This window comes from Moorena sp., from assembly GCF_982860115.1.
This window is the reverse complement of sequence record NZ_CEYLVT010000019.1, coordinates 20,699-36,468: the sequence shown is the minus strand read 5'-3', so window position 1 is coordinate 36,468 and position 15,770 is coordinate 20,699. Positions and strand designations below refer to the sequence as shown.

Genomic DNA, 15,770 nt, shown 5'->3' with positions numbered 1-15,770 from the left:
TTTAACGTAGGAGTACTCAAACCCCACACTATACTGGGTAGAGTGAGTGTGGTGAAGCTTAGATGAGTGATTAAGTGATAGATAATTTGTATATGAGGCAACATTTTGCTTCATGATGAGTAAAGAAGCACGTAAGGAGTACTCCGAAAATGCTGGCATACCTCTTGGCGTTGGTTATAGCTCTTGGTAGCTCTGTCTTTTACCTAGCTGCCTTCTTTTTACCAGAGGTGCATCGTAAATATGACTTTATCTGGAGTGGAGTGGGATTATTCTACGCTCTAGTGTTATGGATTTGTGCTGGACGCATTACTGGCGGCGTCTTAATCGGTCAAATTGCGGGTGTATCGTTGGTAGGCTGGTTGGGTTGGCAAACCTTGACCTTGCGACGAGCTTTGATACCGATTGACCAACAAACCCCTATCCCAAGTCAAGCTGAATTTATCGCCAAGATTCAAGAAATACTGCCAATTGAGTCATTAAAAGGGCTACTAGCTAAAGTAACTGGCTTTATTGGCAATCTTTTGGGCAAACGCCAAGACTCAGGCCGAACTGCTGCTGTACCGGCAGATACCACCATGGCGTCGCCCACCCAGGAAACTAATCCCAAAACTGCCCAACCAAGCTCTGCACCGGATGAAGCAACTACGGTAGCATCGACTACCCAAGAACCGGTTTTAGAAACAGATGACACTAAAACCTCAGATTCCGCTGAAACGACTCCCCCTAAGACAGAAACCCCCCAACCAGTAGCAGTGGCTAAGGAAGACTCACCTCCCCCACAGCCAGAGTCAAGTCAGGAGCCAGACCAGAAACCAGAAGCGATCGCACCAAAAGCAAAAGCCCCAGAAGCAAAACCCCCAGAAGCGATCGCACCAAAAGCAAAACCCCCAGAAGCAAAACCCCCAGAAGCAAAACCCCCAGAAGCAAAACCCCCAGAAGCAAAAGCTCCACCTCCTCCTAATCCCAAGGTGAAAGAAAAGTCAAGCGCAACACAAAAGCCGCCACCAGCTCCAACTCCGAACAAACCGATTCCTAAAAAATCCGACAATCCTTCCAAGGAAAGTTGAAGGTTGGCGAGATTGTTGCCCATAATAATAAGAGATATATATAGACATATATCCTTTGTTGAGATCCTTTGTTAACATCCTTTGTTGACCGTTGATTGTTTAATATTGCTGTAATGTTGAATGTAACTACTCAGCAATACACAGTCAGCGGTCAGCAGGTTAAAGTGGGTTAGATGGATCTAATCAACTCTTAATAAACTGCTCTACTAGTAGAATTTCGGCTTCAAACCTGTGACAGCATCCAAAAGCTATAAAGATACGGTCAATCTGCCCAAAACCGACTTTAATATGCGGGCAAACGCTATCAAGCGAGAACCAGAACTCCAACAGTTTTGGGCAGAGCAAACTATTTATGAGCGCCTGTCACAAACTAATCCTGGCGAGATTTTCGTGCTGCATGATGGCCCCCCCTACGCCAACGGCTCTCTGCACATGGGTCACGCCATGAATAAAGTACTCAAGGACATCATTAATAAATACCAACTGCTGCAAGGTCGCAAAGTTCGCTATGTCCCTGGTTGGGACTGTCATGGCTTGCCCATTGAGCTGAAAGTCTTGCAAGCTATGAAGCTAGAGGATCGTCAACAGCTCACTCCGATCAAACTGCGCCGCAAAGCGAAGAAATTTGCCCTGAAAACAGTAGAGCAGCAAAGCAAAGGTTTCCAGCGCTATGGAGTATGGGGAGACTGGGAAAATCCTTACCTGACTCTAAACCCAAAGTACGAAGCGGCTCAAATTGGGGTCTTTGGTCAAATGGTCTTGAAGGGCTACATCTACAGAGGCCTGAAGCCAGTTCACTGGAGTCCCAGTTCTAAAACAGCCCTAGCGGAAGCAGAGTTGGAATATCCGGAAGGTCACACTTCCCCAAGTATCTATGCCGCTTTCCCAATGACTAAGGCAGCACCAGGGATAAAGGAAATCCTAGACCCATTTTTGCCAAATCTTGGTGTGGCGATCTGGACGACGACTCCCTGGACAATCCCTGGGAATTTGGCAGTAGCCGTTAATCCAGAACTGACCTATGCGGTAGTCGAAGGTGGTTCCCAGACTAACCAATCCCAATTCCTATTAGTAGCAGCGGATTTGGTAGAAAAACTATCAACTACTCTGGAAACTCCACTTACGGTCAAAACGACGGTTAAGGGTGAGGCATTGGAAAATTGTACTTACCAACATCCCCTATTTGAGCGGGAAAGCAAAATTGTGATTGGTGGGGATTACATCACCACTGAATCCGGGACAGGTTTAGTCCACACGGCTCCTGGTCATGGTCAAGAAGACTATGGTGTGGGTCAGCGTTATGGCTTACCTATCCTTTCCCCAGTAGATGCAGATGGGAAGTTTACGGCAGAGGCGGGACAGTTTGCTGGGTTGAATGTGCTTAAGGATGGCAATCCAGCCATCATTGAGGCACTGAACACAGCTGGGTCATTGCTGAAAGAGGTACCCTATGTTCATAAATATCCTTACGATTGGCGCACTAAAAAGCCAACTATCTTTAGAGCCACAGAACAATGGTTTGCTTCAGTAGAGGGATTCCGGGATGAAGCAATAAATGCGATCGCATCCGTAAAATGGATCCCTGCCCAAGGACAAAACCGGATTACCCCGATGGTGGCGGATCGTTCCGATTGGTGCATTTCCCGCCAACGGAGCTGGGGTGTACCAATTCCGGTATTCTACGACGAAGAAACTAACGAACCCCTGCTCAATGAAGAAACCATTGGTTACGTCCAAGGAATTATTGCTGAGAAAGGTTCCGATGCCTGGTGGGAACTATCAGTAGAGGAATTGTTACCAGAATCCTATCGCAATAATGGTAAGACCTACCGCAAGGGTAACGATACCATGGATGTCTGGTTTGACTCTGGGTCCTCTTGGGCAGCTGTGGCGGAGCAACGGGAAGAATTACGCTATCCCGTGGATATTTACTTGGAAGGATCAGACCAACATCGGGGTTGGTTCCAGTCCAGCTTACTGACCAGTGTAGCCAGCAATGGCTATGCCCCCTACAAAACGGTTTTAACCCACGGCTTTGTTCTAGATGACCAAGGGCGCAAGATGAGTAAGTCTTTGGGGAATATCTTGGAACCAGCTATCATCATCGAGGGTGGTAAAAACCAGAAAAAAGAACCCCCCTACGGAGCTGATGTGCTGCGATTGTGGGTATCTTCTGTAGACTATTCCTCAGATGTTCCAATATCTCAGAGTATTCTAAAGCAGCTAGCCGATGTCTATCGCAAAATTCGCAATACATCCCGTTTCCTGCTAGGCAACCTTCATGACTTTGATCCAGCTGAGCATAGGGTGCCTGTTCAGGAATTACCGGAATTAGACCGCTACATGCTGCACCGGATAACAGAGGTATTTGAAGATGTAACTGATGCCTTTGAGAGTTATCAATTCTTCCGCTTCTTCCAGAGCGTGCAGAACTTCTGTGTAGTAGACCTGTCTAACTTCTATCTGGATATTGCTAAGGATCGACTCTATATCAGTGCTCCTAACTCACCACGGCGGCGCAGTTGTCAGACAGTGCTACAAATAGCACTAGAAAATTTAGCTAAAGCGATCGCACCTGTACTCTGTCACATGGCAGAGGATATCTGGCAATACCTACCTTACCAGAAATCCCATGAATCCGTGTTTGAGTCAGGTTGGGTCAAATTAGACGAGCAATGGAAAAACCCTGAACTAGCGCTGTCTTGGTCAACCTTGCGCACCATCCGCACAGAAGTAAATAAAGTACTCGAAAAAGCCAGAGCCGAAAAGATGATTGGCTCATCTCTAGATGCTAAGGTCTTGCTTTATGTTAAAGATCAACAATTAAAGCAGCGCCTGGAAGCTATGAATCCTTCCGATAGCCTGAGTGGAAATCAAGTGGATGAATTGCGCTATCTCCTCTTAGCCTCTCAAGTAGAATTAGTAGATTCCCTAGAAGCTATACAAACAGCCGCCTATAGCGCTGATTCGGAAACTATAGCGCTAGGGGTAGTCAATGCAGAAGGCATAAAATGCGATCGCTGTTGGAACTACGGATCTAAAGTAGGTACAATTGCTGAGCATCCTACTATCTGCGAACGCTGTAATGCTGCTTTAGCTGGTGAGTTCTGAGATAAATTGTTAACTGACTTGTAAGTTATTGGTGATTGAAAAATTGCTAAGGACGGTTAGCACTATTAGCCAGATCAGGGATTGGAGATTTAACACTAATCCCTGATTTATTCATCCCTGATTTGTTCCATAGTTTTAATCGCTTCAAGCTTAAGCAAAAATTCTTCTGTCAACTTGAAGAATGCTTTAGAGCCAGCAGAATTAGGATGAGCGATAACTACAGGACTAAAACTATCTACGGCTTTAGCAACATTAACATCCATGGGAATGCGAATGTTAAAAATTTGGTTGCTATCGAAATCGTTATCAACTCGCCTCATCACTTGCCTATAGTACCTACCCATCAGTCCACCGCCTGACAAAATAAAGATAATCCCCAACAGCTGCAAGTTAAGAGGACTGTGTTGCTGATGACTTTCTTTGAGCCTGGCAATCCGTCTTTCTAGGAGTTGAATCCCTACAATAGATAAAGGTTCTGGTCTAGCTGGTAGCAGATAGAAATCACTAGCCACAATGCCACTGCGAGTCAAAAGATTGTAGCCAGGAGCGCAATCTAAAATAATAAAGTCATAGTTAGGGATAATCGGCTCTAATATCCCTTTGATTAATAGACTTTCAAAGCGGCTCCAAACCTTACTAAATTCCACCTCCCCTTCCTGAACAGATTGCTTATGGAGTAGATCAGAAACTACATATTCATCATAAAGCTCAATATCTCCTGGCAATAAATCCAATCCTTTGATATTACAATTATCAGTTTGAATAATATCCTCAATTGTTAAGCGACTGCGATAGCTAGGTTTAGTGACTTTGTCAATTAACCGACTTAATGTCCGCCTTCCTTTTCTAGCTTTAGCAAATGCTTGGGGCTGCATTAAGCTCAAGGTTCCACTAATTTGGCTATCTAAATCGACCACCAAAACCCGCTTATTATGATTTTTGGCTAAGCAAGTGGCCAAGTTGACAGTGAGGGTGGTCTTGCCCACACCACCTTTCATATTGACTGTACTAATGACTAATCCCATTTATTAACGTGATCTTGCCATGACACTATTTATCATCATTCAGTATTATTGGTTACTAGGCAAGAATTCTGATGGATTACGATAATTTACCCTTGGGCAGTCCCCAATCATCGGGTAAGTTGTCGAGAGTTATACCCAAGGCTTGACACAGGGCTTTCATCTGTGGAATAGTCAGCTACCTTTCACCTGGCCATAAATTATGCATTACCTGCATTACGTGGCAATGGGTTTATGGTGAGTTTATGCGATTGGCCGTAGGCCACGCTACGCGATTGACCTTGGCCTAATGGCCACGCTACGCGAATGGTCACGCTACGCGAACGCAAAATTGCTGAAAATTTCCCTACACCTGATTGTACCTATTGAATGCTCGCTTGATGTGATCGTTGTGTATCGTGGTCTAAGGTCTGCTCAAAACACCATGTATCTTTCAGGTGCGACCCGTGGCGAATTGAATTCGCCAACGGAAAGAGCACCGATTAAGTAGCTTATGGGCTGAAATTATTCCCAGTATGGATTTTAGATTGGATGTCGCCCCCCAGGATGGACTTATAGCATTTTTATTTGAGTTGTGAACAGAATCCTTAGGAAAAGGCAAGAGGAACCCACCCCTAACCCCTCCCAGGAGAGGAAGGCAAGAAGCAAGAGTTAATCAAGTATATAGTTTTTTTTGGTAATAAAAAAATGGTAGTCCTTGTTTACAAATCATTTGGAAATGCTATATATCGACTTGCCATAGCTAGAGTTGTTCTGTATTGTTACTAAATACCCCCCAATTTTGGGGGGATTTCAGCCAGGGAAAAGGTTTTTGGCGAAACGTTAATGTTATGAAACCTTTTCCCTTCTCTTTTTTAGACTAATCGAAAACTAAGGGTTCTTAAACTTCCCTTGGAAAGATTTTTAGGTAATGTTACTGAGATTCATGGTTAGATTTTCCCCGTTTTCCTTTGAGCATGGAAGCAGCACCAAAGGCACCAAATACTAACATACCCAATACAGAGGTAGGCTCGGGAACTTTCACACCACCATTGATGAAGAATAATGTCCGGTCATACACCTTGCCACCAACGTCTCGCCCTAACTGTCTGCCGAATAGATCTCCATCATCGAAGTGAATGCTACCGTAGATGCGAGAAATACCAGCTTCATCAGCAGCATCGGAAAATGTCTCCCAAAATAGGGTGACTTCATCGGTAGGAGTCAAACCAGGTTCAAAACGAGAGGCACCAGGGGCAAAGGTTACTGAATTGCCGAATTCATCACTACCGGTAAATAGCTTGAAAATTTCAGCCGCAGAAGCACTGAAAGCACTATGTCCTGAGGTGAATTCCGCAAAGGGAGGGGATGGATCGGCACCAGGAGTTTGGTAGGTAATGAAATCACTGGCTAATAGCCTTATGGTTCCTATTCCTGGTCCACCATAGGATTCGATCACAAAGCCTCCCAGCTCCTCATCGAATTCACCGATTAAGCCCAGCTCACCGAGTTCGCGAATTGCTCGGACGGGACGAGTATAGTCGTAGAAGACTTTTGCTTCCCAAGTAGCAATGCCCGCATCCAAAACTGCATTCCCCAGACCAAAGTAAAGTTGGATATCTTCATCTAGGGTTTGGTCATCCCGTTCAGAGATGAATGAACCAAAACCCATCCAAGTTCCAGGAGGGTAAGGGGTGCCAGAGGGGTCTTCCCAAAACTCAGCCACTAGTTTTTGCTCATCGGTGAGATTAGCGCTGACCTCAACGATGCGCTCAGCTTGCTCGATAAACCCAGGGTTAACAACGTCAGTATTAACCTCCCCGTCTTCGTTAAGGAGACTAACCTCTGTGCCATCCTTAAGGGTGACGGTACGCTTCTCTCGATTCAGAGTACCCTCTACACGCAGAAAAGGTTTTGGTGCTGGTGGTCGAAATTCAGACCCAGATTTCAAGGCAAAGGGAGTAACGTTGCCCCACTGGGGAGTAAGAAACCGTTGCAGTCTGGCATTGGGGTCGCCAATTGGTACTCGTTCTGGTGTCCAGCGAGTGATATCGACGACGTTATTAGAACTGTTCACGGGCTGATAGCCACTGGTGTCGGAGTAAGGAACACCAAGTGTACCCCTGGGGTCATTCCCTAACTGGTTGGAACCATCCTGACGTCGGAACTGCAATAAGCTGTTAGCTACTGTCTTACCAACGTTGGTAGCAGTAGGGATAAAAGCAGAGTTGCCAGCAAGCGATCGCAGATCAGTCAGAAGCGAATCGAAGGAAGCAACTTCAGAAGGGAAAAGGTCTGAGAGGACACTATGAGCTGCATAGCTAACCGCTAGGGACTTATTTTCCAGGGTGTTCTCAATATCAGGACGTTGCAGAGTATCCCCAAGAGTGGTGCTAATCGGCGTTCCTTCATAAGCCGACCAGGCATCGTACATAGCAGTACCCAAGATGCCATAGGCCCGGGAGGCTCCTGTAGGACCCAATTGCGGGTTATTTTCTACGGCCCTCAAGGCTTGATCCACCCATAGATTAGCGCTGTTGTCTAATGTCAGGTCTATCGCTTGTGCTGGTAAGGCCAGGGATAGCCCTGCGGTTGTTACTCCAATGGTTAGGAGTGACGATAGATGCTGCCGTTTTTTCAGCCCTTGATGGTGAGCCGAAAATAAATTTTTCATATTTACACCCGTGACTGGTTGTTTTTCAAAGATTGAACGGTAGGTTGAACGGTAGCTAAACGTTCCGATCCGATTGGTTACCTAGGAAAAAGCAATGATGAGATCAGGTCGTCTCACCAATTTAGGTTTAGGAGAAAATTTAGGATAAATAGTCTCCCGAGAACACTACAGGTAAACACACCGACGTCTTGCCGTTGAGTCAAGTACCCAAACAGACTCAAAACAGATTAGGAACTCTGGCCATAAATTCCTTAGATCTGTTTGATTAATCAGAGTCTTTGGGAGTTCTCCGTACTTGATCCATAGGTCAAAATTTTTGGCTAGATTTAAATCCTTCACATTTATCATCCGTATTTTCACAAAAAACTTCAATTCTCATCCGTAAAATTACTGATAACTTTAATAAAGCTTATTGATAACTTTATTAAAAATTCACAAAATATATCCATATTTTCACAAGTTTCACAAATAATAGTGGTAATAGTAATGATTATAATTACTGCTACCATAGTAAACCGAGACAAAATCGCGACCATAATTAGCTCGATACCCCAGAGGCTAAAACCATGGCTAGGTCAGGTTTACTACTTTAAGTTAGTAGCTATTATTAATCACGTTTCTTTTATTGATTAGATTTGCCAAAGCTGATGGTGATGATCTTCACAAATTAGTCTCGTATGTTCACAGAAAAAATCTTGGTCATAATCAGAGTTACTGATAACGACCAGTAGCTTTCACAAATTCTTAGGTTTTGTTCACCTAATTGTCACAATCTTCACAGAGTTCGTATTTTGATTAATAACTCCCCAAAATTGCGGATATTTCAGCTAGGGAAAAGGTATTTGGCGAAATATGAACTGTTATGAAACCTTTTCCCTGTTCTGTTTCAGCTTTATTGACCGGAATCAGGAGTAAGCTACATTGATCATTGAACCTTTGACAAGACAGGTTTAAGCGCTAACCACTACTCGTCCTACAGGACGAGCCACACAAGTCAAAATCATCCCTTCCTGCCGTTCGCCCTCTTCGAGAGCGTCAGGCTCCTCATCATACTCTACTTTCCCTTGTAGAAGCTTTCGCTTACAAGCACCACAGGCTCCCATGCGGCAACCGCTCGGTAATGGCACCCCTTCTTGTTCAGCCACATCTAGGATGACATCCTCAGCATCACAGCTTACCTCTTTTCCAGACTCAGCAAATACCACAGTGGGTTCATTAGAAGTTGATGGTGATTCTACTAGGTGTAGTCTAGGACGATCTTCCCCTTTGACTGGTTCAGGAGTTGTTGCTGCTGCTTTCTTTTTTGAGGGCTTTTTGCCGCCAAAGCTCTCTTCATGGTACTTTTCCATCGGGAAGTCGAGACCCGCTAGCATCCCTTTTACCCCTGCCATAAAGGGATTCGGACCACAGACATAAACAATGCGATCGCGAAAATCAGGAGCCATTTCTGCCAGCATGGCTTCATTGAGTCTGCCGGTATAACCAGACCAAGCTTGATCAAGTTCTGGGCGAGTCATGGTAATCGCCAGCTTAAAATTAGGGTACAAAGCTGCCATCAACTGTAATTTCTGATGGAAGATGATGTCTTTTGGGCTACGAGCACTGAGGACAAAGACAACATCCACATCAGCACCGGTATCACAAAGCCATTTGGACATGGACATCATCGGGGTAATGCCACTACCTGCTGAGATAAACAGCAGTTTATCAGCCCTATGGTCAGCACAGGTAAATTTACCCATTGGACCATTTAATCTCACCTCGGACCCGACTTTAATGTTGTCGTGCAACCAGTTAGACACCAAACCCGCTGGCAGATCAGGAGCGTCTGGTGGTGCTGGAACTCTCTTGACAGTAATTTCCAAAGTATGAGGACGTGAGGGGGACGAAGAGATGGAGTAGGAACGCTTCACGGGTTTGCCATCAATCTCCAAATCGAGAGTGACAAATTGACCTGGCTTGTAGCTGAACAGTATTGGTGGTTCCGCCACAAAGCGGAATGTTTTCACATCATCGGTCTCATCAATGACCTGTACACAGCGGACAGTAATCTCGCCCTTAGTCCACTGCTTTATCCCAGGGCTATTACTATCTACCAGGTTGGCTTCCTGACTAGAAGCATAGAGCTGTAGGTCTTTGACCAACAACACAAATTCACCGATGCGGATGATGTCATCTTCCTTCAGGAGCCAGTTTTGGTTAACATCTACCTCCTCATTATTGATCCGAGAGCCATCGGTGCTACCGAGGTCAGTAAAGAAACACTGTCCCCCTTGGCATATGATTCTGCCGTGTACACGACTCACTACAGGACTATCCAAGACTAGGTCACAGCTTGGATGGCGGCCAATCAGATACTCACCTTGAATGGCAGTTTCTGGTTTCAGGGTTTTTTCCTGTAACTCGTTGGTTTGGTAGTTGATGATTGTAGTCGTCAGCATGTTTTGTGTCACTCCAAATTACCGAACTAATGGGTCAATTGCATCAATTGCTGAAATTTATGAAGGGATTGTCTATTGTGAGTTCACAACTGATATCAACTTGTCTTCATCGGTAGTACCCTTACCCTTGGCCTGAGCCACTAGTAAGTGTTTTATAAGTGTTTTACTAGTGGCTATATCTTTATCAGCCTTTTTTTCTCTTTTTATGAAAAATTCTCTCTTTTTTCCGGTATATCCTCCTCGTCTCACCCTGTTGAATGTACTATCTGGTATCACCTTGGACTAGTCGAGATCACCTGATTGATTGTTCTCATCTTTGCGGTTTAGCAGCTTGGTGCGCTTATCAGAACGATTCTGCTTGCGAGATTCCCTGAGTATAGTGCGTTGATTAGAAGTACTAGTCTTCTTGTGCTCTTTGATGGTGCTCAGTACTTTATAAGGGTCTCGTCCATAGTGGGGATACAAGATTGGTAAGTTTTCTTGCTCCTTACCAAGTTCTTCTAAAACCTGATAATGTTGCTGATCGTTGATACCCAGTTCATCCCGGATCTGCTGGAGAACCTCGAGACTACTAGCGGAATTCACATGTCCAGCTTGGATCGCTTCTCTTAGCACCCCTTTGTATACCCCCAAGCGGTATTGTTGGTTAGCACCCGGTAGGGTTTTAGCCAGGATGTGTAATTCCTGAGGTTTGAGATCATCTACGGAACGACCTTCGAGAAATTCCGAGAAGTCCAGGGGTAGCTTCTTCAGTTGACGGCGCAACTTGTCGGCCAAACTCTCTTGGGTATATTGATGGGAACTACGACCCCAAGTTCGATAAAGCCATAAGCTGCTCACCAGAATCACTACACTCTGAAACAGGAATTGCACTATAACAGGGAAGCGATTAATTTCGGGACGACCCCCGTAGATGAAGAAGAAGTTAAAGGCAATAAAGCTACAAATGGAAAAGACTCGGTGCAATACCTGCTCGTGAGTGATAGACTTATTTTTTCGCCACAGAGCCGCTTTGTATAGCTTCTCTAGCTTGGTACAAATTACACAACTGAGGGCCACGAAGACAACGAAGGTAAGAGGAGTTGCCACCAGTTTAGGAATCGCAATCGGGTGATTCATGATGTAAAACCCTGGCTTGAAAAGCGCACCTAACTGATTTTCTTCATGGGTCCAAGCCCCAGACAGGTAATAATCGAAGTTTCCTGCATACAACCAGTAGTAGACGAAATAGCCAATCACCATGCCTAAATAACCGTATTGGACTAATTTCCGACCAGGCTTAGTCAGTTGTTGCCAGTAAGCTTGTTCGGAATCGATATCCATACAAGGGGACTTACAACTGATACAGGCACTTTTTTCTTCACCTGTGGTCTTGTCTAAGGTGCGGCACATGGACTGGGTAATGGTTTTTGGTGTGTTGTGAGCTTCAGTACCTAGCAATCCCCGTGGTCCAGTAAATACCATCTGAACCATGCCAAATGGACAGACATAATGACACCAACTTCTGCCACCATAGAGGAATACCATCATCATGGCGGATACGATAGTAAGGCTCAGAAACAAACCCAGAACCAAGCGGTCAGAGTTAACAAATAGAATCCGGCAGTTCAACCCGATAAAGAAAATAGCAAACTGCACATATAAATGGTTGCGAACTAGCCAGGTATTTTGCCTGATATCTCTCTGTGGCTGCAATCCCAACGCTCTGGGAATTTGGGACAGAAAGTAAAGTGGGCAAATGCGTCGCCAAGTCTCATGACCAAACACTAAAACAATCATGATGGCGCTAGGCACAATCATGCCCCAAAACAGTCGCGCTCCCAAGGCATAGGGTTTTTCATCTAGGCATACTCCCTGGACTTGAACACATGGCTCTCGGGTGAGCATGGGATCCCGAAACAGGCTTAATAGATTATCAGGATCAGTTAAATTGTGTGAGATCGGGTCATAAAACAACGAGAAAATTAATATTAGCCAACTAATCGCTAGCACCCAACGGACTCGGTGCCAACTTTGTTCTGGTACCTTTGACAGCATCACTTTAACCCCCTTTTGCTCCATTGTGGGAAACCAGTTCAGGCATTGGCAGTACCCGTTTGGGTACTTCCTCACAGCTAGCACCGGAACCTATCCTGAGGATGAGCATTACTTTTCTTTGGGCATCATCTGCTCTATAAGACTAGCAAGAGTTAGCTCAACCTTTTCGAGCTTGGGTTTGTTGGCAAGCTCACTAGCATCATTGCTTTTGAATCACCAGTTACTTATCTGGTTTAGTCCACACCTTTTACGCAGTTTTCGAGTTTTTAACATAACTTTACGAAAAAAACGCACATGATTCTATTCTGACAGTTGGGTAGACATAGCTCTAACCAACTGTCAGAAAGAGAATTGCTTGGAATTGTTCGGAAGTACTCTTAGCTCTACCTGATGTGGTTAGGTCAGTTAGCTTTTTACCAGTTGTGAATAGGCTGATAGTTTAGGGAGAGCTTTTAAAAAAGCTCTCGGTGCTCTCTGTGTTGTCTCAAATCAGCACAAACTGCTCCCATTGGACAGCGGTATTGGGGAAATTCCCTCCGTCACCCTCTCGTCAACATCGGTTTAACTAGGTTTAACCAATAGGCCTCACTAAACTAGGCATCAATCACCACAATTGAGGTTATAGATGGATTTCAACAGCTCCCAGGAGTTAATCCACAAACTAACCGAATCTTGACAGCGAATCATGATATGCACCCTTGTCTTTATTTGAATAAAGGATGTTTAGCTTTGTTTAGCTTAACAGATAGTTAACCAAAGTAATGCACAAACTTTACTAAAAATTTGCATAAATTTGGGTCAATCCACAGTAAAACAAACCCATGTCGCTGGGATTATTGGCCAGTAAGGGATTCAGTAATATCTTCTTCCTTGGGCTTTGGCTTGGTGATAATCAGCGTTCGCTGAAAGCGGGACGCGCGTCCATCCCATCTTCACACTCTTGAAGTGCAAAACCCCCCAATCCCCTGTTTTCCTAAGCCAGGAAATGGGAATCACTAATAATTAACGAAAGGGTGCTCGTTCTCTCGATTAGTTGTAGCTGTTGATATTAATAATTGATAACTTAGTATCTAGCGATACCAAAAATGCTGTCATTGTAACTTTTATTACATTAGAGTAATCAAAATAATGATCAATGAATCAAAATAATGAGCGCCAGAATGATCGCTTTTTAGGTTTAGGGGTATCGGTCTTGTCCTGATTAACTGTCTTCTCAGAAGCCTCTACATCTAATTCTGGAGATTTGGACTTCGGGGATTTTTGAATAGGAATGTCTTTGCCCAACTGCCAGTCATTGTCAGCCTGGGATAAAACATAGATAGCCACATTTTCAATCTCCTGCTCAGTCAGCTTCTGATTGAAGGAGGGCATAGCGTTTTTGCCATTGGTTACCTGGGTTTTAATTCTTTCCAGGTCATACATCTTGTATCGTTTCAGCACAGCTTTCTTCAAAGTTTTATTGGCCATAATCACGTTATTGCCACCGATATGACAAGCAGCACAATTTTGACTAAAAACCTGAGCTCCCTGATCGACATCACCAGCGAGGGCTGGACGTTCTGGAGCAAATGTAAACCATACCGTAGCAGTCAACAGGATTGATAGCAGCTTCTTCAAGGGGATTCTCATTGTGATCAAAACAGATAGCAGGCTACAGAGTGGCCTATAATTATTCTCTAGGATGACTGTAAGCCGATTAATAACCCCTGTCAAACCTAAGAACCAAGACTCTAAATAAAGGAAGCAGACCGACTACATATGTATCGGGATAGCCTGGCTGCTCAAAACTTCATACACTATAAATAACCTCTAGCACCCAAATTAACCCAAAATTAACCCAAAATTAACCAGTAATCTATGAGTCCTCTGCCCCATCATCGCCCTAAACAACTTTCCCTAGGTCCATTGGAACGAGAAATCTTGGAGATCATCTGGGCATTAGGTTGCGCTACTGTCAAAGATGTCCATGAACAGATTTTGGCTGACCCAGATCGGGAATTAGCTTATGCTTCAGTGACCACAGTGCTACGCCGCTTGACCCAGAAAGGTTGGCTCAGTTGTGATAAACGACAGCGTACCTTTTTATGGAGCCCCTTAGTGTCTCGCCAAGAAGCTCAGGTACTCGCAGCCCATGACCAGCTCAATCGCTTTTTAGCTGTAGGCAATCCAGATGTAGTTGCTGCTTTTGCCGATAGCTTAGATGCAGCCAGTGTGGAACAAATTTCTGCGATCGCACAACGACTGCAAGCAGCACGTCAAAGGGGGAAGGAGAGAAAATAATGCATTTTGTAATGATAATAGCAGCCTTAGGGCTGGCTTGCTGGCACAGGCAAACAAGCTACCAACTCCCTGGGAGTTGTCCCAGGCGCTGGCAACAGCTACTAGTGAAATTTCTTGCTCCCCCTCTACTCCTCCTAACCACTGCTTTGGCTGTGCTATCCATGGGGCCAAAGGGACAAATGATCGGGTTACGCACCGACTGGATCAGCTACTGTCTAGCCCTAGGATTTCTGGGTTGGGCACTAATGTTGTGGCTAAAGTCAGCAAAGCTTGGTTGGCAGTCTTTGCAACAAGTTCGTTCCTTACCCCAAATTTGCTTAACAAATGGGCGTACGCAAAATGGGCAATGGGAAAGGGTTGAAAACTGTCCTGGCTTAACTCCAACCCCTGAATCCCTAGCTAGTCAGGGTCAATTGGCTCGTCTTTTAGACACTCCCATACCCTTTATTGCTCAGATTGGCTTTTGGCAACCCGAACTTGTGGTTAGTCAGGGACTCTTAGAAACTCTTTCATCGGAACATCTAGAGGCTGTTATCACCCATGAGCAAGCTCACCACCATTACCGAGATACCTTCTGGTTTTTCTGGCTAGGATGGATTCATCGAATCACTGCTTGGTTACCAAATACAGAGTCATTGTGGCAAGAACTATTGAGTCTACGAGAAATCCGTGCTGACCATTGGGCCGCTAAACGGGTCGATGCCCTATTGTTGGCAGAATCACTGTTAACTATGGTTAGTAGTCCGATGATCACTACGGAAAATTTCTGTGCTCCCTTTAGTAGACCAGTGTCTCCCAGTCGCTTCCAACAGAGAATCGATGCACTATTGACAGAGCAAGAGTCTTCCACTGGTACTAGCTCCTGGCATTACTCCTGGAATTGGACTTGGTTGCTATACGTATTATTACCCCTATTGGTTGTACCGTTTCACCAATAAAATTAAGGGCCACAGGCATTACCACAGGCATGTTTGCCACAGGGAAAGGGAAAAAAATATTTTTTTTGTCTTGACGTCGCGACATAGTGATGTAAATATATAAATATATCGCGACAAAAGGAACGAACACATAAAACACTTAAGTAAAACACTTAAATAAACCCCCTAAGTGTAGTAACTACCTAAGTGTATTAACCAGTGTATTAACCGATTGTCATGAT

The 15,770-nt window shown here is 44.7% G+C and carries 9 protein-coding genes; 4 read left to right on the top strand and 5 right to left on the bottom strand.

What is annotated here, in order from left to right:
• The first annotated feature begins 149 nt into the window (after window positions 1-149).
• Both AC4II3_RS05720 and ileS read left to right on the top strand, forming a co-directional pair.
• A complete protein-coding gene (locus tag AC4II3_RS05720; RefSeq protein WP_488029329.1) occupies window positions 150-1,067 on the top strand; it encodes a Ycf66 family protein in 918 nt (305 codons plus the stop codon).
• 231 nt (window positions 1,068-1,298) lie between these two features.
• Window positions 1,299-4,178 carry an isoleucine--tRNA ligase gene (gene ileS / locus AC4II3_RS05715; protein WP_488011623.1) on the top strand — a complete coding sequence of 960 codons (2,880 nt, stop codon included), beginning with the start codon at window positions 1,299-1,301 and terminating at the stop codon, window positions 4,176-4,178.
• Window positions 4,179-4,285: 107 nt separating this feature from the next.
• Here ileS and AC4II3_RS05710 read toward each other — a convergent pair whose 3' ends face one another.
• The 5 genes from AC4II3_RS05710 to petJ form a co-directional block, all read right to left on the bottom strand.
• On the bottom strand, window positions 4,286-5,203 hold the full coding sequence (locus tag AC4II3_RS05710; RefSeq protein WP_488011625.1) for a ParA family protein: 918 nt from the start codon (window positions 5,201-5,203) through the stop codon (window positions 4,286-4,288).
• 910 nt (window positions 5,204-6,113) lie between these two features.
• Window positions 6,114-7,853 carry a vanadium-dependent haloperoxidase gene (locus AC4II3_RS05705; RefSeq protein ID WP_488011627.1) on the bottom strand — a complete coding sequence of 580 codons (1,740 nt, stop codon included), beginning with the start codon at window positions 7,851-7,853 and terminating at the stop codon, window positions 6,114-6,116.
• A gap of 950 nt (window positions 7,854-8,803) precedes the next feature.
• Complete coding sequence (locus AC4II3_RS05700) at window positions 8,804-10,294, bottom strand: FHA domain-containing protein (RefSeq protein WP_488011629.1); 1,491 nt, start codon at window positions 10,292-10,294, stop codon at window positions 8,804-8,806.
• A 282-nt stretch (window positions 10,295-10,576) separates the two neighbouring features.
• On the bottom strand, window positions 10,577-12,331 hold the full coding sequence (locus AC4II3_RS05695) for a 4Fe-4S binding protein (protein ID WP_490722786.1): 1,755 nt from the start codon (window positions 12,329-12,331) through the stop codon (window positions 10,577-10,579).
• 1,140 nt (window positions 12,332-13,471) lie between these two features.
• The gene (petJ, locus tag AC4II3_RS05690; RefSeq protein ID WP_488008347.1) at window positions 13,472-13,960 is read right to left on the bottom strand and encodes a cytochrome c6 PetJ; all 489 of its coding nucleotides are present in this window, start codon (window positions 13,958-13,960) and stop codon (window positions 13,472-13,474) included.
• Window positions 13,961-14,188: 228 nt separating this feature from the next.
• Here petJ and AC4II3_RS05685 point away from each other — a divergent pair, with 228 nt between their 5' ends.
• Together AC4II3_RS05685 and AC4II3_RS05680 are read left to right on the top strand one after the other, a co-directional pair.
• Window positions 14,189-14,611: a BlaI/MecI/CopY family transcriptional regulator gene (locus tag AC4II3_RS05685; RefSeq protein WP_488008349.1), complete on the top strand. Its 423-nt coding sequence runs from the start codon at window positions 14,189-14,191 to the stop codon at window positions 14,609-14,611.
• Complete coding sequence (locus tag AC4II3_RS05680; RefSeq protein WP_488008351.1) at window positions 14,611-15,549, top strand: M56 family metallopeptidase; 939 nt, start codon at window positions 14,611-14,613, stop codon at window positions 15,547-15,549. The genes AC4II3_RS05685 and AC4II3_RS05680 overlap by 1 nt, the downstream gene beginning before the upstream one ends.
• Window positions 15,550-15,770 lie beyond the last annotated feature (221 nt).

Bases quoted from the DNA above. Each gene is read 5' to 3' on its own strand.
- AC4II3_RS05710 (WP_488011625.1), bottom strand. From the start codon at position 5,203: ATGGGATTAGTCATTAGTACAGTCAATATGAAAGGTGGTGTGGGCAAG.
- AC4II3_RS05680 (WP_488008351.1), top strand. From the start codon at position 14,611: ATGCATTTTGTAATGATAATAGCAGCCTTAGGGCTGGCTTGCTGGCAC.
- petJ (WP_488008347.1), bottom strand. From the start codon at position 13,960: ATGAGAATCCCCTTGAAGAAGCTGCTATCAATCCTGTTGACTGCTACG.
- AC4II3_RS05695 (WP_490722786.1), bottom strand. From the start codon at position 12,331: ATGCTGTCAAAGGTACCAGAACAAAGTTGGCACCGAGTCCGTTGGGTG.
- AC4II3_RS05685 (WP_488008349.1), top strand. From the start codon at position 14,189: ATGAGTCCTCTGCCCCATCATCGCCCTAAACAACTTTCCCTAGGTCCA.
- AC4II3_RS05700 (WP_488011629.1), bottom strand. From the start codon at position 10,294: ATGCTGACGACTACAATCATCAACTACCAAACCAACGAGTTACAGGAA.
- AC4II3_RS05720 (WP_488029329.1), top strand. From the start codon at position 150: ATGCTGGCATACCTCTTGGCGTTGGTTATAGCTCTTGGTAGCTCTGTC.
- AC4II3_RS05705 (WP_488011627.1), bottom strand. From the start codon at position 7,853: ATGAAAAATTTATTTTCGGCTCACCATCAAGGGCTGAAAAAACGGCAG.